The organism is Muriicola jejuensis (assembly GCF_010671595.1).
In the GTDB taxonomy this organism is placed as follows: Bacteria; Bacteroidota; Bacteroidia; order Flavobacteriales; family Flavobacteriaceae; genus Muriicola; species Muriicola jejuensis.
Genome location: NZ_JAABOP010000001.1, coordinates 88778 through 106759, shown reverse-complemented (window position 1 = coordinate 106759; position 17982 = coordinate 88778). Strand labels below are relative to the sequence as shown.

15 protein-coding genes are annotated in these 17982 nt (G+C 48.8%); 9 read left to right on the top strand and 6 right to left on the bottom strand.

From position 1 onward, the window contains the following. The first annotated feature begins 74 nt into the window (after window positions 1-74). The 3 genes from GWK09_RS00480 to GWK09_RS00470 are packed head-to-tail and all read left to right on the top strand — an operon-like array spanning window position 75 to window position 3086. Window positions 75-1952, top strand: a complete 1878-nt coding sequence (locus GWK09_RS00480) for an adenylate/guanylate cyclase domain-containing protein (protein ID WP_163692455.1) — start codon at window positions 75-77, stop codon at window positions 1950-1952. Between the two features lie 27 nt (window positions 1953-1979). After that, on the top strand, window positions 1980-2495 hold the full coding sequence (locus tag GWK09_RS00475) for a Pycsar system effector family protein (protein ID WP_163691067.1): 516 nt from the start codon (window positions 1980-1982) through the stop codon (window positions 2493-2495). Between the two features lie 12 nt (window positions 2496-2507). Continuing rightward, window positions 2508-3086 carry an HD domain-containing protein gene (locus GWK09_RS00470; protein ID WP_163691066.1) on the top strand — a complete coding sequence of 193 codons (579 nt, stop codon included), beginning with the start codon at window positions 2508-2510 and terminating at the stop codon, window positions 3084-3086. A 1-nt stretch (window position 3087) separates the two neighbouring features. Here GWK09_RS00470 and GWK09_RS00465 read toward each other — a convergent pair whose 3' ends face one another. The 5 genes from GWK09_RS00465 to GWK09_RS00445 form a co-directional block, all read right to left on the bottom strand. Then, window positions 3088-3720, bottom strand: coding sequence for a hypothetical protein (locus tag GWK09_RS00465; RefSeq protein WP_163691065.1), 633 nt, complete (start codon window positions 3718-3720; stop codon window positions 3088-3090). Between the two features lie 13 nt (window positions 3721-3733). Next, complete coding sequence (locus tag GWK09_RS00460; RefSeq protein ID WP_163691064.1) at window positions 3734-4024, bottom strand: DUF3817 domain-containing protein; 291 nt, start codon at window positions 4022-4024, stop codon at window positions 3734-3736. A gap of 13 nt (window positions 4025-4037) precedes the next feature. Next, on the bottom strand, window positions 4038-5429 hold the full coding sequence (lpdA, locus tag GWK09_RS00455) for a dihydrolipoyl dehydrogenase (RefSeq protein ID WP_163691063.1): 1392 nt from the start codon (window positions 5427-5429) through the stop codon (window positions 4038-4040). A 159-nt stretch (window positions 5430-5588) separates the two neighbouring features. Then, window positions 5589-6098, bottom strand: a complete 510-nt coding sequence (msrB, locus tag GWK09_RS00450; RefSeq protein WP_163691062.1) for a peptide-methionine (R)-S-oxide reductase MsrB — start codon at window positions 6096-6098, stop codon at window positions 5589-5591. Between the two features lie 107 nt (window positions 6099-6205). Continuing rightward, the gene (locus tag GWK09_RS00445; RefSeq protein ID WP_163691061.1) at window positions 6206-6772 is read right to left on the bottom strand and encodes a collagen-like protein; all 567 of its coding nucleotides are present in this window, start codon (window positions 6770-6772) and stop codon (window positions 6206-6208) included. 226 nt (window positions 6773-6998) lie between these two features. Between GWK09_RS00445 and GWK09_RS00440 the strand changes: the two genes are divergently transcribed. The 6 genes from GWK09_RS00440 (at window position 6999) to GWK09_RS00415 (ending at window position 17222) form a co-directional block, all read left to right on the top strand. After that, window positions 6999-8933: an alpha-1,4-glucan--maltose-1-phosphate maltosyltransferase gene (locus GWK09_RS00440; RefSeq protein ID WP_163691060.1), complete on the top strand. Its 1935-nt coding sequence runs from the start codon at window positions 6999-7001 to the stop codon at window positions 8931-8933. 2 nt (window positions 8934-8935) lie between these two features. Continuing rightward, a complete protein-coding gene (locus GWK09_RS00435) occupies window positions 8936-10570 on the top strand; it encodes a maltokinase N-terminal cap-like domain-containing protein (RefSeq protein ID WP_163691059.1) in 1635 nt (544 codons plus the stop codon). Window positions 10571-10582: 12 nt separating this feature from the next. Continuing rightward, on the top strand, window positions 10583-12478 hold the full coding sequence (gene glgB / locus GWK09_RS00430) for a 1,4-alpha-glucan branching protein GlgB (protein WP_163691058.1): 1896 nt from the start codon (window positions 10583-10585) through the stop codon (window positions 12476-12478). Window positions 12479-12579: 101 nt separating this feature from the next. Beyond that, window positions 12580-14979, top strand: a complete 2400-nt coding sequence (locus GWK09_RS00425) for a glycoside hydrolase family 31 protein (RefSeq protein WP_163691057.1) — start codon at window positions 12580-12582, stop codon at window positions 14977-14979. Between the two features lie 31 nt (window positions 14980-15010). Beyond that, on the top strand, window positions 15011-15823 hold the full coding sequence (locus GWK09_RS00420) for a M48 family metallopeptidase (RefSeq protein ID WP_163691056.1): 813 nt from the start codon (window positions 15011-15013) through the stop codon (window positions 15821-15823). A gap of 79 nt (window positions 15824-15902) precedes the next feature. Then, the gene (locus GWK09_RS00415) at window positions 15903-17222 is read left to right on the top strand and encodes an MFS transporter (protein WP_163691055.1); all 1320 of its coding nucleotides are present in this window, start codon (window positions 15903-15905) and stop codon (window positions 17220-17222) included. A gap of 30 nt (window positions 17223-17252) precedes the next feature. Here the strand turns inward: GWK09_RS00415 and GWK09_RS00410 are convergent, their stop codons facing one another. Next, complete coding sequence (locus tag GWK09_RS00410) at window positions 17253-17981, bottom strand: head GIN domain-containing protein (protein ID WP_163691054.1); 729 nt, start codon at window positions 17979-17981, stop codon at window positions 17253-17255. Window position 17982: the final 1 nt, after the last annotated feature.

Genomic DNA, 17982 nt, shown 5'->3' with positions numbered 1-17982 from the left:
TGGTGCTACTGGTATTAACAATTCAGCCCATGTATGCTCAAAATAAACGCATTGATAGTCTTCTGGAGAAAGTAATGGAAAAATCACTGGACACCTCAATGGTAAGAACACTCAACGAACTAAGTGTTGAAATTCTTTACGAAGAAAACATTCCGGAATCCCTGAAGTACTCCAAATGGGCATTAAAACTCGCGGACAGTTTGGATTATGATAAAGGGAAGGCTTATGCCCAAAAAAATATAGGCTTAGCTAAGTATTACCAGGGTGAGTATATAGAGGTAATGGATTATTGGACACAATCCCTTCAAACCTTTGAAGAAATAAAGGACACCCTGGGTATTGCAAATATGGTGAATAATTTGGGGGCGGTATATTACAGTCAAGGTAGTAATACCAGGGCTATTGAGTATTACTTAAGATCATTGAGAATTTCTGAAAAAATAAAGGACACCTTACGCATTGCCACAGCTCTAATCAATATTGCAGGGGTGTACTCCGATACTCCAAAGGATTATGACATTGCACTGCAGTATTACAATCAACTAAATCCTTATCTAGGCCCATTAAATGATCCACAGGTGAGAACTTACTACCTTATGGGAATTGGTGAGGTTTACTTCAAAAAACAAAATTTCAGTGAAGCACTAAAGTACTACCAGGAAGTACTTCCACTAGCTCAAAATGTATCTGATCAAACAGAGAGTCTTCTACAACTCGGTAAATTGGAATTTCAAATTGGCGATACGGAGAAGGCCATAAAATTTTTAGAGCAGGCAAAACTTGGAGCTGAAGAAAACAACCAACAATTACAAATAGTTCAGGCCTTCACCGAGCTGGGTAAGGTATACGAAAATAATAATTCCTCCAAGGCATTAAAGATGTACAAGGAAGCCGAGACTTTGGCAAAGCAGATGGGTGTCAAATTTGAATTGAAGGATATCTATAAGGGATTGTCAAAAGCTTATGCTAACCAAGGAGAATATTCTTCCGCCTTTATATATCAAGGACTACTGCTGGCAACCAAAGACTCCCTTTTCAATATAGAAACCGATGATAAAATCCGAGGGCTGCAATTCGATTTTGACCTGCAGAAGAAAGAAGATGAAATAGGTATGCTGGAGCAGGAAGCTGAAATTTCAGAACTCCAGGCAAAAAGGCAGAAATATGTGATCTACGGCACCATTATCTCCCTGATCCTGGTCTTTGTCATGGCTGTAGGGGCCTACAGCCGTTACAAGTACGTGAAAAAGACGAACAGGATCATCGCGGAGGAGAAGGACCGGTCCGAAAAATTACTGCTAAATATCCTCCCTGAAGAGACCGCACAGGAACTCAAGCAAAACGGCAAGGTGGCCGCCAAGCGATTTGAGTCCGTGACCATCCTCTTCTCCGATTTCAAAGGCTTTACCTCCTATGCGCAAAACCTTTCCCCGGAGATCCTGGTAAAAAGTGTGGATTATTATTTCTCCCGCTTCGACGAGATCATGGACAAGTACGATCTGGAGAAGATCAAGACCGTGGGAGACGCCTATATGTGTGCCGGAGGATTACCCTTCCCCACTACAGACCACCCTTTCAAGATGGTGGAAGCAGCCTTTGAAATGGTAGCGGTCATGGAAGAGATCAAAAGACACCCCAAAGAGGATATCGTCCCTTTCGACGTGAGGATAGGGATCAATACCGGGCCGGTGGTCGCAGGGGTGGTAGGGCTTAACAAATTTGCCTATGACATCTGGGGGGATGCCGTCAACGTGGCTTCCCGGATGGAATCCCTTTCAGAACCGGGTAGGATCAATATTTCCGAAAATACTTACCAGCGCATCAAAGACGTCTATGAGTGCGAATCCAGAGGCAAGGTCATGGTCAAGAACAAGGGTGAAATGGAGATGTATTACGTTTCAAAACGCAAAATAATCCGCCATGCTAAATCCAAAGAAGAAGTAAATGCCTAAATTGTAGTCGACAATTTCGGATAAAGCATGAAAAGACAAGACCCGAATAATTACTGGGAGCAACTGGAACGTCTCGAGAAACTGATCCGAGCCTCCGAATTCAAGGCGGGGGTTATCTTCTCTTTCCACAGCCTTATTCTGGGGATGTTCGCAGACCGACTCGACGCCTTTCAACCCGCTTTTGAAACCAATATCTGGTTTACAATCTTTGCCTTCCTATGGTTGCTCTGTGTCCTGATCTCCACCTTTTACTGTTTTAAATGCTTTATGCCCCAGATGGAAATGAAATACGAAGACAACGTATTTTTCTTTCTGGATGCGGTGAAAGCCTTCGGGAACACCGAAGAATACACTAAGAAACTGCTTGAGATCTGTGGTAGCGAGGAAGAACTTTACACCCAGCTGGCCGAACAGATCCATGCCGAAAGCAAGATCATAGCAGATAAATTTGCCAGTGTGCACAAAGCCCTTAGATTTTTTGCCCTGAGCTTTGTATTTGCCATGTTAAGCCTGATCATCTGGCTCGTACAGGTCATCAGTTAATGCACTATCATCATGACGGGATATTTGAAGTTGCGGAAGAAGGTACTCGAGCTGCTTCGGGAAGAACTGTCACCAGAACTTTGTTACCACGGCCTGTCTCACACGCTTGATGTCCTGGAGGTCTGTAACGATTATATCAGGCGGCTGCACATCTCCGGGGATGACGCCCTCCTGCTCCGTACCGGGGCTTTGTGTCACGACCTGGGATTCACCGTATCTTATGTGCACCACGAGGATCACGGGATCGCTCTGGCCCTTACTTTTATGAGGGAATTCGGATATAGTCCGGCACAGAGGAAGGTGGTAGTCGGACTTATCCGGGCCACGGAGGTCCCCCAGAATCCCAAAAATCTTCTTGAACGCGTTATTTGCGATGCAGACCTCGATTACCTGGGCAGGGAGGATTATGACATCATCAGCAATAAGTTGTTGATGGAATTAAAGCACTTTGGAGTGGAACTCTCCGGAAAAGAGTGGAGGGAAAAGCAGATCGCGTTTCTTGAAAAACACCAATACCACACCCCCTTTGCCCGAAAATACAGGGAGCCTGTGAAGCAGAAACACCTTAAGAGAATTCGGGAGCAGGGATAAGCTAACGATCCGAAACCGTGGTTTTCAGTTTGTTCAGTGAATAATTCATAAACAGGCTGAATGAAACCGAGTCCCGAATATCACAGGTATACCTCAGGAAGTCGTAATACAAGATCCTCTTCTTTCGGGCATCAAACACATAGACGTGCAGGTAATTGCTATATTCATCCTTATTTTGGATATAGGTCCTGAGGTTCATAAAGAGTTGTTTCCTGTATGGGGATGGAACCAGTATATTTTCGATTGCCGTTGGACTCGATCTATTCGGGAGATAGGTCGGATAAAGTCTCTTTGTAGCCTGGTAATACTCCAGGTAGGACATAGACCGGAATTTGTCATCGGATACTTCTGACACCTCCGGCAGGACATCCTTCACAATGTATTTGCTCAGCTTGGATGTGAATCGCCTGATCTCCTCTTTCTCAAGCGTATCTGCAGGAAAAATAATATGATGATAGGTGGTTGAATACCCCATATCTTTCAAGTCATGGAGTTCATTGATCTCATAGTCGGCAGGTGGATCTGAAATGAGGATGTCCGTCCCACAGGAACGGTATGGGGGGAAATCCTCCCTGGGGCGAGCAATTCCCGAACTATAAGAAATACAGGATAAAAAGGGTATTACCCAAAGCAATACCCAAAGGATTTTACGCCTTCCTTCCAAGGGGCGCCAGATATTTTTGATCCATATAAAAGGTACCATAGGGCAGGAGGGAGGCGAGGAAAAATTTAAAATAACTTTTCATCCCCCATCCCTGTTGCCTGCAAAAAAGGAAAGCCAGGATCACAAAAGCGATAAAAAGTCCCCCGTGCACATAGCCGATATAGAGATTGGGTTCCCGGATGTTCGCCCAGTATTTCAACGGCATGCTGAAGCCGAACAACAAGAGGTAAGAGATGCCTTCTACGATGGCAAGGGCACGCATGAGGGTCAACATAGGCTCTGAGGATTTACAGGTGGATCACTTCTCCATAAGCGTCGGCCACGGCTTCCATAACCGCCTCACTCATGGTAGGGTGGGGGTGGATAGCTTTCAGGATCTCATGTCCGGTGGTTTCCAGTTTTCGGCCCAGGACCGCTTCTGCGATCATGTCTGTCACCCCGGCACCGATCATGTGGCAACCCAGCCATTCCCCGTATTTCGCATCGAAGATGACCTTTACAAAACCGTCGGAATTACCGGATGCCTGTGCTTTTCCACTGGCTGAAAAAGGAAATTTGCCGACCTTGATATCGAATCCTTTTTCCCTGGCCTGTTTCTCGGTGAAGCCTACAGAGGCCACCTCAGGCATGCAATAGGTACATCCAGGGATGTTGTTGTAGTCAATGGGTTCCACGTGCAGGCCTGCTATCTTTTCGACGCAGAGGATGCCTTCAGCCGATGCCACATGGGCAAGGGCAGGACCGGGGGTCACATCCCCGATCGCATAATAGCCCGGGATATTGGTCTGGTAGTAGTCGTTCACCAGGATCTTGTCGCGATCCACGGCTATACCTACTTCTTCCAGGCCGATATTCTCAATGTTGGTCTTGATGCCAACGGCGGAAAGTACCATATCGGCTTCGATCACTTCTTCACCCTTGGGGGTTTTTACGGTCACCTTCACCCCTTCACCGGAAGTGTCGGCCTTGGTCACCTCGGAGGAGGTCATGATCTTGACACCGGACTTCTTAAAGCTGCGTTCCAGTTGTTTGGACACTTCTTCATCCTCCACAGGTACAATGTTTGGCAGGAATTCTACCACAGTCACGTCTGTTCCCATGGCGTTGTAGAAATAGGCGAATTCTATGCCGATGGCCCCGCTTCCCACGACCACGAGTTTCTCGGGTTGTTTTTCAAGGGTCATGGCCTTTCGGTATCCGATGATCTTTTTTCCATCCTGGGGAAGGCTTGGCAATTCCCTGCTTCGCGCTCCAGTGGCAATGATGATATGGCTGGCACTGTATTCCGTTTCCTTTCCGTCCTCACCTTTCACGGAGACCTTCTTTCCGGGTTTTATCTTCCCGTATCCGCTGATCACCTCGATCTTGTTCTTCTTCATCAGGAATTGAACCCCTTTGCTCATCCCCTGGGCAACATTGCGGCTGCGCTTCACGACGGCATCGAAATCCTTATCAGCCCCGGAGACCTTCAGGCCGTAATCACCTGCGTGCTGGAGATATTCAAATACCTGGGCAGATTTCAACAGGGCCTTTGTCGGGATACATCCCCAGTTCAGGCAAACGCCCCCAAGGCTTTCTTTTTCTATAATAGCGGTCTTAAAACCTAGCTGGGAAGCCCTGATAGCGGTCACATACCCGCCGGGTCCGCTGCCTAGTACAATTACGTCGAAGGTGCTCATCTGATATAACTTTTGGATCTGTTTTTAGTGCGCTGGCAAAGGTACAAAACCAAACCGAAACCTCTCCAAGAAAGCAAGGGGTTTCAGGGAGTAAGACAGACTTCCCGGGTATTCTTGGAAAATACCCGTCCTAAAAAATTGAAATACAAGGTAATAGGCCTACTCTTTCGGGACAAATTTTAATGCGGCCCCGTTGATGCAATGGCGTTTCCCGGTGGTATTGGAGGGTCCGTCATCAAAGACATGTCCGAGGTGGCCGCCGCATACGGCACAGTGTTCCTCTGTCCTGGCGTAGCCGATATTGTAGTCCACGTCATAGGCCACATTCCCTTCGATCTCCCTGTCAAAGCTGGGCCATCCGGTCCCGGAATCAAATTTGTGATCACTGCTGAAGACGGGTGTGCCGCACCCTGCACATACATAGGTGCCGGGAGCCTTTATATCGAGCAGATCGCTGCTCCAGGCATTTTCGGTTCCGGCCTTTCTCAGGACGTAGAATTGCATGTCTGTGAGTTCGGCTTTCCACTGTGCCTCTGATTTGGTCACGGGGAAGGTTTCTTTTTCCTCGACCGCGGAGGCGGAGGTTTTATCCATGTTCTCTTTTTCCTGGGAAACACCTTTACAGCCCATGGCGAGCAGGCAAAAAGCAAGGAGGTATATATTTTTCATAGCGTTTTATTTTATTGGTACGTACTTACTCGTTTTCCTTTCAAAAATAAGGAATAAAAAAAGCCCCTGAAAAGTTTACAGGGGCCTCATCCTAATTCTTTACGAACTTAATCCAGGGTGATGCGGTGGATATTTTTCTCCTCTACCTTCAGGGCAGACATGACGGATTCTATGTTGGAGACGTCCATTCTCGAGGTCTGTCCGTATTCCGCCGGAATGATGGCGATCCTGAACACCTGATTGTCCGTGTCCCCCGGCTGGAGGGTACTCAGGTCGAAGTCGGACTCCAAAAACACGCTTACGTCAAAGAAGGTATGGTCGTAATTGTATTGCAGCAATCCCTGGGTCAGGATACGGGTCTGTGGTAAAAGCCTCCAGATATCCACTGGCTGGCCGTTACCGTCATCGGTCTGGTCCCAGAGGATGTAGACCAGCACCACGTCTGATTCAAAGACCTCCACGGTATTGGGAAACTCGTAGAAAAGGGTGTAATCATTGGCAGCACTGAAGGTTCCTTCGATCTCCAGTACAGTACCCAGGATATTTACCCCGTCCAGACCATCCAGGCCGTCTCTTCCGTCAAAACCGGGAGGTCCGGGAGGTCCTGCGGGGCCTTCGCAGGAGGTCATCAGGGCTATGGCGATTGTGCTGAAAATAAGTCCGATTCGTTTCATAATTTCATCTGTTTTTTAGATCCGTCCTTGTAATAACGGAGCCGGTTCAACTTTGTTTTAAGGTCTGATTTTTCAAATCTTCCTAAACCAACTCAAAAAGCGTTCCAAAAAAAACCGGAAGCCTTGGTGGAAGGTCGGAAAAGACCTTTAAATTTACGGGTCCTAGCCAATTCTATTCCATAATATTTTCTATTTTTAGCCAAAACCAAAGAAACCAGTAATGCCGATGAAACAAGAGCGAGTGGTGATCGAGAACGTGAATCCTCAACTCCAGTGCGGAGAATTTTTTATCAAGAGGGTGGTAGGTGAATCCGTAGTGGTGCAAGCAGATGTTCTGGGCGATGGGCACGATGTGATACAGGCGGAGGTCGCCTTTAAGCACGAAAACGACAAGGCCTATACCTACAGGCGTATGGAACACTTTGGGAATGATGTCTACAAGGCCGACTTCAGGGTACAAAAGCAGGGGTATTACGAATACAAGGTCGAAGGCTGGGTAGACAATCCCCTCAACTGGCAACACGGGATAGAGGCCAAACTCAAAGACGGCCAGATCGTTACCAGCGAGTTGCTGGATGGGGTTCAATATCTCACCATCCTGCTCCCAAAACTCAAAGGCAAGGAGAAGGACTATGTGGCCGAACTCAGCAAGGCCTTCCAGGACAAGGGATCTTACGAGTACGCCGTCAAGGAAGCGGTCTCAGCCAAGCTCCACAAGCTATTTGTTGACCATCCCCTCAAGAACCTGGTAAATTCGAGTAAGGTTCTGCAGGTATACGTAGACCGGAAAAAAGCCAATTTCAGCACCTGGTACGAATTCTTTCCCAGATCGACTGCTTCGGAGCCCGGGAAACACGGTACCTTCAAGGATGCTGAACGCATTCTGCCAAAGATCGCAGCCATGGGTTTCGATACCGTCTATCTGCCTCCCATCCATCCCATTGGGGAGGTGAACCGCAAAGGAAAGAACAACAGCACAGTGGCCAAGGAAGGGGACAGTGGGGTGCCATGGGGCATAGGCTCCCGTTTTGGAGGGCATAAATCCATACACCCCGAATTGGGGACGGAAGAGGATTTCAAGGCGTTCATTAAAATGGCCGGGGAGTTCGAGATGGAAGTGGCGATGGACCTCGCCTTTCAGGCAGCACCGGATCACCCCTACATCACCTCAAACCCTGAATGGTTCAGGAAACGCCCGGACGGGACCATGCAGTACGCTGAGAATCCACCCAAAAAATACCAGGATATTGTCAATTTTTATTTTGAATCCAAGGAATACCAAAGTCTTTGGAAGGAACTCCTGGACGTCACCCTGCACTGGATTGGGTTTGGGATCCGGATCTTCCGCGTAGACAATCCCCATACCAAACCCTACTATTTTTGGAATTGGCTGATCTCGGAAGTAAAGAAGAAACACCCGGATGTCCTATTCCTGGCCGAGGCATTTTCAAGGCCCAAAGTGATGCAACAACTCGCTAAACAGGGCTTTTCGCAATCCTATACTTATTACACCTGGAGGGTTCACAAACACGAACTCATTGAGTACATGGTGGAACTTACCCAATCGGAGATGAAGGAGTACTACCGCCCGAATTTCTGGCCCAATACGCCCGACATCAATCCCTACCACCTGCAGGGAGCCAACGAGAGCATGCACCTGATCCGATACGCCATGGCGGCCACCCTTTGCGGGAACCTGGGGATCTATGGCCCGGTCTTCGAATATATGGTTACGGATTCGATGCCCGGCAAGGAAGAATATATGCACTCGGAAAAGTACGAGGTACATTTTTGGGACTGGTCTATTGAAAACAAGATCACCTACCTGATCCGGAAGATCAACCAGATCCGGAAAGACCACCCGGCCCTTCAACAAACGAACCAGATCAGATTCTGTACCATTGAGAATGAAAATCTACTGGCCTTTTACAAATGGAATGAGGAGAGAACCGATGAATTGCTGATAGTGATCAACCTGGACCCCCACTATCCTCAGAGGGGAATGGTGCAGTTGCCCTTGTCAGAACTGGGAGTGGAAGCCGGAAAACCCATTCAAATGAGGGACCTGGTCACAGACAATAGTTATATTTGGTACAACGAATGGAATTTCGTGGATCTTCCCGCAAGTCTGCCCTTCCATATATTTCAGATAAAAAAATAACCATGCCCCAAAGAAAACAGGAAACAGCACTCCAGAAACCCTATGTCTTTGACGTGGAGTGGGAATCCCTGATGGATGACAAAAAGTTCATCTCTGCCTTTCTTTCAGAGATCCTCGAGGCTTATGTGGTGAAACAGCGTTGGTACGGCGGAAAAAGCAGCAAGCTGAAATACATTGAGCTACAGGAGTACTTCAGGATACAGCAAAAAGGGGAGGTGTATTACGGCCTTCTCCTGGAGGTGAATTTTGAAGAGGCCTTCTACCAGCACTATTTCCTGCCGATAGCCTTTGTTTCGGACGAATCCTTTGCGGAAAAGGACCGTATCCTCCCGCTGAGCATCAAAGGGCAGGAAGGTTTTATCATAGACGCCCTAAACCTAGAGGCCTTCCGAAAACTGGTTTATGAACGGATCATACATGCGGAACCCAATGATACGACCCGGGTACAATACCACCACAGCATGAATTTCCAGGGAGAACCCTATGCCACTTCCAAATTCATGGGGATGGAACAAAGCAACACTTCCATTATCATCAATGGAAAGTCGGTTATCAAATTCTTCCGCCGGATCTATGCGGATAAGAATCCCGATTATGAGATGAGCAGGTTCCTCTCAGAACGGAAGGGCTATAAAAATACGCCGGAATACCAGGGTAGCCTCAGTATTATTGATGCCGATAATGTAGGGGTGACCATCGCCCTGATGCAGGAACTGGTGCCTAACCAGGGAGATGCCTGGGATTATATGCTGAAGGAACTCCACAAGGTTTTCAGTAACCTGGAGAGCAAGCACATTAATGTAAACCACCTGCCGGCGGTTCCCCTTTTCGAGCGCCTCAAGATCAATGACGTACCCCCTCAGATCATAGACTGGGCCGGACTCAATATTTTCCTGAAGCTTCAAATGCTCGCAAGGAGGACGGCAGAAATGCACATCGCCCTGGGGTCTGAATTTGAGGACACCGCTTTCACCCCGACACGTTTTACTGGCGATTACGAGGTCTGGTTGAAGAACCGCATGCTCTACCAGTTCCAGAACAGGCTCAATACGGTAGAGAACAACATGCACAGGCTCAAAGACCTCTCCCTGGAGCTGGCCAACGAATTCCTGGAGCGGAAAAATGAGATCCGGAAACGCTTTGTCAATTTCGACTGGACAAAATTGAAAGGAGAGCGTATACGGGTCCACGGAGATTACCACCTGGGACAGGTCCTGGTAAGGGATGACGATTTTTACCTCCTCGACTTCGAAGGTGAACCCGAAAGTACCATCAGGGACCGCAAGGTGAAGCAACCCCCTTTGAAAGACGTAGCGGGTATGTTCCGTTCCTTCCACTACGCGGTATACGCCACCATTTTCAACAATGAGGAATCTTACCCTTATTCCAGGGAAGAACTATTTAAGGCAGGGGAAATCCTTTATAATTATTTTGTGGGAGTTTTTCTGGAGACCTATGTGGATCTTATACAGAAACACAACATCAACATCGGCTATAGCCAGGAGCGTATTTTTATTTTGAAATACTGCATGCTGGAGAAGGCCGTTTACGAATTGGGCTACGAGATGAACTCCAGGCCTTTGTGGGCGGTTATACCCCTGCAGGGAATCATAAGCATTATAAACGAATCTAAATAATAGAAGAAAGACATGGGAAACGTTGTACCCCACAGCCTGTTTACGGAATTTGACATCAGCCTGTTCAAGGCGGGAAAGCATTTTAAGCTTTATGAGAAATTAGGCTCACATCCCATGGAAGTGAATGGAGAAAAAGGGACCTATTTTGCGGTCTGGGCTCCCACTGCCAAGTCGGTCTCCGTGGTAGGGGATTTCAACTACTGGATCGAGGGGGAGCACAAACTGAACGTTCGCTGGGATGCCAGTGGCATTTGGGAAGGCTTTGTTCCGGGGGTGATGCCGGGTACCCGCTATAAGTATAAAATCCATTCCCACAACCAGGATATCAAAACCGAGAAGGCTGATCCCTTTGCCCGCTATTCGGAACAGCCCCCCAAAACGGCCTCCATCGTCTGGGACAAGACCTACAAGTGGAAGGACACCAAATGGATGGCTTCCCGTTCATCCAAAAACAGCCTGGATAGCCCATATTCAGTGTACGAGGTACACCTGGGATCCTGGAAGAGGGACGAGAAGAATCAGTTCCTGACCTATGAGGAATTATCCAAAGAACTGGTGGGCTACGTGAAGGAGATGAATTTCACCCATGTGGAATTTATGCCGGTTATGGAATATCCCTATGATCCCTCCTGGGGTTATCAGCTAACGGGCTATTTTTCGCCTACGTCCCGGTTTGGAGAACCTGAAGGATTAAAACTACTGATCGATACACTCCACCAGAACGGTATCGGGGTGATCCTGGACTGGGTACCTTCTCACTTTCCGGAAGATGCCCACGGACTGGGATTCTTCGACGGGTCTCACCTGTACGAACACCCGGACCGAAGAAGGGGCTATCATCCCGATTGGAAATCCCTCATCTTTAACTATGGGAGAAATGAAGTAAGGGCTTTTCTGATCAGCAATGCCCTGTTCTGGTTAGATCAATATCACGCAGATGGCCTGAGGGTGGATGCGGTCGCCTCTATGCTCTATCTCGACTATTCCAGGGAAGCCGGGGAATGGGAGCCGAATATCTACGGAAATAATGAGAACCTCGAGGCTATTTCGCTTATTCGGGAATTGAACGAGGAGGTCTACAAGAATTTTGAGGGTGTTCAGACCATTGCCGAGGAATCCACCTCTTTTTCCATGGTATCCAGGCCGGTGAGTATAGGCGGACTAGGATTTGGGATGAAGTGGATGATGGGATGGATGCACGATACCCTGGAGTATTTCAAGAAAGAACCTATCTACAGGCGTCACCATCAGAACGACCTGACCTTCAGTATGACCTATGCGTTCACTGAAAACTTTATGCTGCCTTTTTCCCATGACGAGGTGGTCTACGGGAAACAGTCACTGCTTTACAAAATGCCCGGAGACGAATGGCAGCGCTTTGCCAACCTCAGGCTCCTCTTTGGCTATATGTTCACCCACCCGGGGACCAATCTGTTGTTCATGGGAGCCGAATTCGGACAATCTTCTGAGTGGAATTTCCAGAACAGCCTCGACTGGCATTTGCTTCAATACGATTATCACATAGGGATTCAACAGCTCATCAAGGACCTAAACGCCTTCTATCAGAAACACCCGGCCCTCTACGAGAAACAATTCAGCTCGGAAGGTTTCCAGTGGATAGATTACGGGGATTCCGAGAACTCTGTACTGACCTACCTCAGGAAAGGCCACAAAGAAGAGGACGACCTGCTCATCGCCTGCAACTTTACGCCCGTCCCCAGGGAGAATTACCGCGTGGGTGTGCCCAGGACCGGGCAGTATAAGGAGGTCTTTAGTACCGATGCCAAGAAATACGGGGGTAGCGGATCGAAGAACACGCTCCGGAAGGTTGCCAAAAAACCCTGGCATGGCCACAAGCAGTCCATTGAGATCACCATACCGCCCCTCGGCCTGGTCATTTTTCACTGATCCCGGACCACTATATCGTTGTAGTTTATAAATGATGCCCGTATCGCTTCCATTATTAGTGTGAAAGTATTTCTTTTGTTCGATCGTTAAGATATCCATACATGATAACCAATACGGAATTAGAATATAAGGGAAATCTCTACCCCGACCAAATAGTTGCCTTCAAACAAGATTCTGATAAATTTTACTTCACCACAGATAACGGGGTGATCCTTGAAATAACGCTCATTCGTAACAGTACCATCCGGTTCCGTTATGCCACAGACCACGTCTTTCAACCGGATTTCTCCTATGCCATAAGTCCAACTGCACCAAGGGGTTACAGCCATTTTGAACCTGAAGAGACGGAAACGGAGTACCTGATCCGGACCTCCAAACTCAAGATCCTGGTGGATAAGAAATCCCTCCGTGTTCAGATCTCGGATCTCGAGGGGAATATCATCAACGAGGATGAATTGGGCTTTCACTATGAAGAGAATTACACTTTTGGGGGCAATACGGTCAAGATGAGCAAGATCACCCAATCCGGGGAGAGTTTTTACGGGATGGGCGACAAGGCTACCCACTACAACCTCAAGGGAAAGCGCGTTCACAACTGGGTTACCGACCAGTATGCCTTCGGAAAGGACCAGGACCCGCTGTACAAGGCCGTGCCTTTCTACGTCGGTCTGCACAATAATATTGCCTACGGAATCTTCTTTGACAATACGTTTAGGACGCATTTCGATTTTGCCCACGAGAGAAGAAATGTTACCAGTTTCTGGGCCGAAGGGGGCGAAATGAACTATTATTTCTTTTATGGCCCGGCCATGTCGAGGGTAGTGAAATCCTATACGGACCTGACGGGCACCCCGGAATTGCCGCCCCTCTGGGCCCTGGGTTACCACCAGTCTAAGTGGAGCTATTTCCCCGAAAGCCGGGTAAAACAGATCGCGAGCAAGTTCAGGAAACTGAAGATCCCCTGTGACGCTATTTACCTCGACATTGATTATATGGATGGATTCAGGTGCTTTACCTGGGACAAGACCAAGTTCCCGGATCCCAAAGGAATGATCAAGGACCTGAGTAAAGACGGCTTTAAGACCGTGGTCATGATCGACCCGGGGATCAAGGTAGACCGGGATTACTGGGTATACCAGGAAGCCGTTAAGAACGACTATTTCTGTAAGAGGGGAGACGGGCCTCTCATGAGCGGAAAAGTATGGCCTGGGCAATGCAATTTTCCTGATTTTACGAATCCCAAAGTGAGGGAATGGTGGGCCGGACTCTACAAGGAACTTATGTCTGAGGTAGGCGCCCACGCGGTCTGGAACGACATGAACGAACCTGCGGTCATGGAAGTCCCAACAAAGACGGCACCCCTGGATACCCGCCACGATTTCGACGGTCATCCCTGTAGTCACAGAAAGGCCCATAATGTATACGGGATGCAGATGGTGAGGGCTACTTACGAAGGGGTCAAGAAGTACGTCTATCCCAAAAGGCCCTTCGTGATCACGAGGGCAGCCTATTCGGGCACACAGCGGTTCTCTTCAACCTGGACGGGGGACAATGTGGCTACCTGGGAACACCTCTGGATCGCCAATGTACAGGTGCAGCGGATGTGTCTGAGCGGTATGTCATTTGTCGGCACCGATATCGGAGGATTTGCGGAACAGCCCAATGGCGAACTGTTCGCCAGATGGATACAGCTCGGGGTGTTCCACCCTTTCTGCCGTGTGCACAGCAGTGGGGATCACGGCGATCAGGAACCCTGGTCATTTGATGCCGAGGTCACCAAGATCGTGAGGAAATTCATCGAACTGCGCTATCAGTTGTTGCCTTATCTATACACGGCTTTCTACAAATACTACAAGGAAAGCATTCCCATGATCCAATCCCTGGTCTATCACGATCAGGATGACCACCAGACCCATTTCCGCACGGACGAATTCATTTTCGGGGAGCAGATCCTGGTCTGCCCCATACAGGAGCCCAACGCCAAAGGGCGCCGTATGTACATACCCAGGGGGAGATGGTACGATTACTGGACGAATGAGACCCTGGAAGGGGGTACCGAAAAATGGGTGGATGCGGATATCGACAAGATCCCGATCTTTATCAAGGAAGGGGCAATCATCCCCAAATACCCCGTACAGCAATACGTGGGGGAGCTGAAGATAGAAGAACTGCAACTCGATGTGTATTTTAAGAACGGTATTGAGAATTCCATGATCTACGAGGATGCCCAGGACGGATATGACTACGTCAAAGGCGAGTACAGCCTGAGGAACTTCAAGCTCATTGGGAAAGAAAAGGAACTCATCCTGCAGCAATTCAAGGACGGTAACTACATCACCTCCTATGAGACCTTCAAATTGAACCTGATGGGGCTTCCGTTCAAGATCAAGTCGATCCAGATAGACAACGAGGCCATAGCCCTGAAAGATGTGAAAATGAACGGGAATAACACCATACACGTGACCAAGGAATTTTCGGTCCTTCACATTCTGGGAAAGTGATTTTTTGTAATTTCAACTCAAACAAGAAACGATGAAGAAGAAACTCTTTCTGGCGGTATTCGTATTGCTGGCGATGGCGGCATGCAAGACCAATCCCTTTACAGGAAAAAGCACGCTGAACTTTTACCAGAACAATTCCATCTTTCCCTCAGCCTTTGCCCAGTATGACGAATTCATTAAGTCGAACAAGGTAGTTTCCGGTACCGATCAATCCCGAATGATCACTAATGTAGGTCAGAGGATTTCCAAGGCTGCGGAGCGATGGTTGAGTGCGAACGGTTATCCGGGATATTTAAAGGACTATCAATGGGAGTACAACCTGGTGCAGGATGAGACCGTGAACGCCTGGTGCATGCCTGGGGGCAAGATCGTCTTCTACACCGGGATCATGCCAATTTGCCAGAGTGAGACCGGAGTTGCCGTGGTCATGGGACACGAAATAGCCCATGCCCTGGCAGATCACGGGGCTCAGCGAATGAGTGCTGCCATGGTCCAGCAGGGAATTGCCATTGCAGGGAATATTGCTATTGACGATCCCCAGAAAAGGAATATTTTCAACCAGGCCTACGGGATCGGATCCACGGTAGGGGTTATGCTGCCCTTTAGCAGGAGCCACGAGACCGAAGCAGACCGGATCGGGTTGCAGATCATGGCCATTGCCGGGTATAACCCCGATGAAGCTGCAGAATTGTGGAAGCGCATGAAAGCAAAGTCCGGGGGGCAGGCACCACCCGAATTCCTGAGTACCCACCCTTCCAACGATACGCGCATCGCCAATCTCACCAGTTGGGCGCCTCTGGCCAAGGAAGAGGCCAGGAAATTCGGCGTGACGAGTTTTCAATAGTGGGCCGGGAAGAAGATCTGGCCAAGTCCTTGAATATCATGGAAAACCCCTTTGAGAGGGTCTCATATAAACTGTTTTCATGGCCCGGAGCATCCTGATAAAGGGAAGTAAAAAGCTACTCAACGCATGGGCCTTCTATGACTGGGCGAATTCGGTATACAGCCTGGTTATAGCCTCGGCCATCTTTCCCATCTATTACGGTGCCCTTTTCAGGATCGCGGGGATCGAAAAGGTCAGCATTTTCGGAGGGGAGATCGCCAGGGCACCCCTGATCAGTTATACCACCTCTATTGCTTTTGTATTCATCGCCATCATAACCCCTCTGATCTCAGGGATTGCGGACTACCTGGGGAATAAAAAGGTGTTCATGCAGTTCTTTTGCTACATGGGGGGAATTGCCTGTATTGGACTGTACTGGTTTTCCCTGGAACACATCGAGGCAGGCCTGATCTGCTATTTCTTTGGCCTGGTGGGATTTTGGGTGAGTTTTGCGATCAACAATTCCTATCTGCCGGATATTGCTTATCCCGAACAACAGGATCGGATCAGTGCGAAGGGTTTTTCCCTGGGATACATCGGGAGCGTCATCCTCCTTCTTATCAACCTGGGCATGGTCATGCAACCGGATCTTTTTGGGATCCAGGGAGAAGGAGCGGAACTGATCGCCATGCGTTATTCCTTTGCCTCCGTCGGGATCTGGTGGATCGCCTTTAGTCAGTACACTTTCTACTACCTCCCAAAAGGAAACAAGCGAACCGGCGAGCGGCATCACGTCATCCTCAACGGATTCAGGGAACTCAAAGGCGTATGGAAACAGTTAGGGCAGCAAAGGAAACTCAAGCGATACCTGGGCGCCTTTTTCGTCTATAGCATGGCGGTTCAGACAGTCATGCTCATCGCAGCCTACTTCGGGGAAGAGGAAGTGACCTGGGGCTCGGATGAGGAGCGGACCATTGGCCTGATCGTCAGTATCCTGCTGATACAACTGGTCGCTATCATAGGTGCGACCCTCACCGCGCGGGCTTCGGAACATTTTGGGAACATCAGGACCCTGGTGGTCATCAATTTGATATGGGTGGTCATCTGTGTATACGCCTATCAGGTGGAGAGTCCGATAGAGTTCTATACGGCTGCGGGCTTCGTGGGAATTGTGATGGGGGGCATACAGGCTCTCTCCCGGTCTACCTATTCCAAATTCCTCCCAGAGACCAGGGATACCACCTCCTTCTTCAGCTTTTACGATGTTTCGGAAAAGATCGGGATCATTATAGGGACCTTCCTGTACGGTTTTGTGGCCCAGTTTACCGGCAGTATGCGCAATGCTACGATCTTCCTGGGGTTATTTTTCATCCTAGGGGCATTCCTCCTGCTCAGGGTCAATAAAAAGGCCCCGGATTAACGGGGCACTTCTCAGTGTATCAGGCTGGGTTTAACCTTTAGAAATATCGCCGGAACCAGACGTTTTGCTGTCTATTTTTGCCGGGTTTCCTCTATAGGAGATGTCTCCGGAGCCGGAAACCCTCGCTTTCAGGGATTCCCTGGCCGTGACCTGTATATTGGCAGATCCCGAAACGAGAGCGTCTACATGGTTGGCCTGCAGGTCATAGGCATGGATATCCCCTGAGCCTGAGATCTGTACTTTCAGGTGCTCTGCCCCTCCTTTAAGGTTCAAATCACCCGAACCAGAGACAACCACCTCCAGGTTTTCTGCCTCAATAGTGACATCCATATCGCCGGATCCCGAGAGTCGGGTTGACATGTCCTTGCCCCTCAGCACGGTTTTTCCTTCCAGGTCGCCCGATCCTGACATGGACAGGGCACGGATCTCTTCAACGGGGATAGTGACCGTGATCCCCCCTTTGGTCCAGGACGAGGGCTGCAGGTTGATACCCTGCTCTACCTTAACGACGAGTTTACCGTCCTTCACTTCAGTTATGATGTATTCCAACAGATTCTCTTCCCCCCTCAGGCTAAGGGATCCCTCTTTCCCATCCACGATCTCTACGTCGAACCAGCCCCCCACGGATATCTCATCATAGTCGCCCGTGTTCCGTTCAATGGTAACCACCTCACCGTTGCCTTTTACTTTTTTACCCCATTGAGCGCAGGATATGTTCGCTGCGATCAGAAGTACACTCAGTATGCCAAGTTTTTTCATG

Bases quoted from the DNA above. Each gene is read 5' to 3' on its own strand.
- GWK09_RS00425 (WP_163691057.1), top strand. From the start codon at position 12,580: ATGATAACCAATACGGAATTAGAATATAAGGGAAATCTCTACCCCGAC.
- GWK09_RS00435 (WP_163691059.1), top strand. From the start codon at position 8,936: ATGCCCCAAAGAAAACAGGAAACAGCACTCCAGAAACCCTATGTCTTT.
- msrB (WP_163691062.1), bottom strand. From the start codon at position 6,098: ATGAAAAATATATACCTCCTTGCTTTTTGCCTGCTCGCCATGGGCTGT.
- GWK09_RS00420 (WP_163691056.1), top strand. From the start codon at position 15,011: ATGAAGAAGAAACTCTTTCTGGCGGTATTCGTATTGCTGGCGATGGCG.
- lpdA (WP_163691063.1), bottom strand. From the start codon at position 5,429: ATGAGCACCTTCGACGTAATTGTACTAGGCAGCGGACCCGGCGGGTAT.
- GWK09_RS00475 (WP_163691067.1), top strand. From the start codon at position 1,980: ATGAAAAGACAAGACCCGAATAATTACTGGGAGCAACTGGAACGTCTC.
- GWK09_RS00445 (WP_163691061.1), bottom strand. From the start codon at position 6,772: ATGAAACGAATCGGACTTATTTTCAGCACAATCGCCATAGCCCTGATG.
- GWK09_RS00460 (WP_163691064.1), bottom strand. From the start codon at position 4,024: ATGTTGACCCTCATGCGTGCCCTTGCCATCGTAGAAGGCATCTCTTAC.
- GWK09_RS00410 (WP_163691054.1), bottom strand. From the start codon at position 17,981: ATGAAAAAACTTGGCATACTGAGTGTACTTCTGATCGCAGCGAACATA.
- glgB (WP_163691058.1), top strand. From the start codon at position 10,583: ATGGGAAACGTTGTACCCCACAGCCTGTTTACGGAATTTGACATCAGC.
- GWK09_RS00470 (WP_163691066.1), top strand. From the start codon at position 2,508: ATGACGGGATATTTGAAGTTGCGGAAGAAGGTACTCGAGCTGCTTCGG.
- GWK09_RS00415 (WP_163691055.1), top strand. From the start codon at position 15,903: ATGGCCCGGAGCATCCTGATAAAGGGAAGTAAAAAGCTACTCAACGCA.
- GWK09_RS00440 (WP_163691060.1), top strand. From the start codon at position 6,999: ATGAAACAAGAGCGAGTGGTGATCGAGAACGTGAATCCTCAACTCCAG.
- GWK09_RS00480 (WP_163692455.1), top strand. From the start codon at position 75: ATGGAAAAATCACTGGACACCTCAATGGTAAGAACACTCAACGAACTA.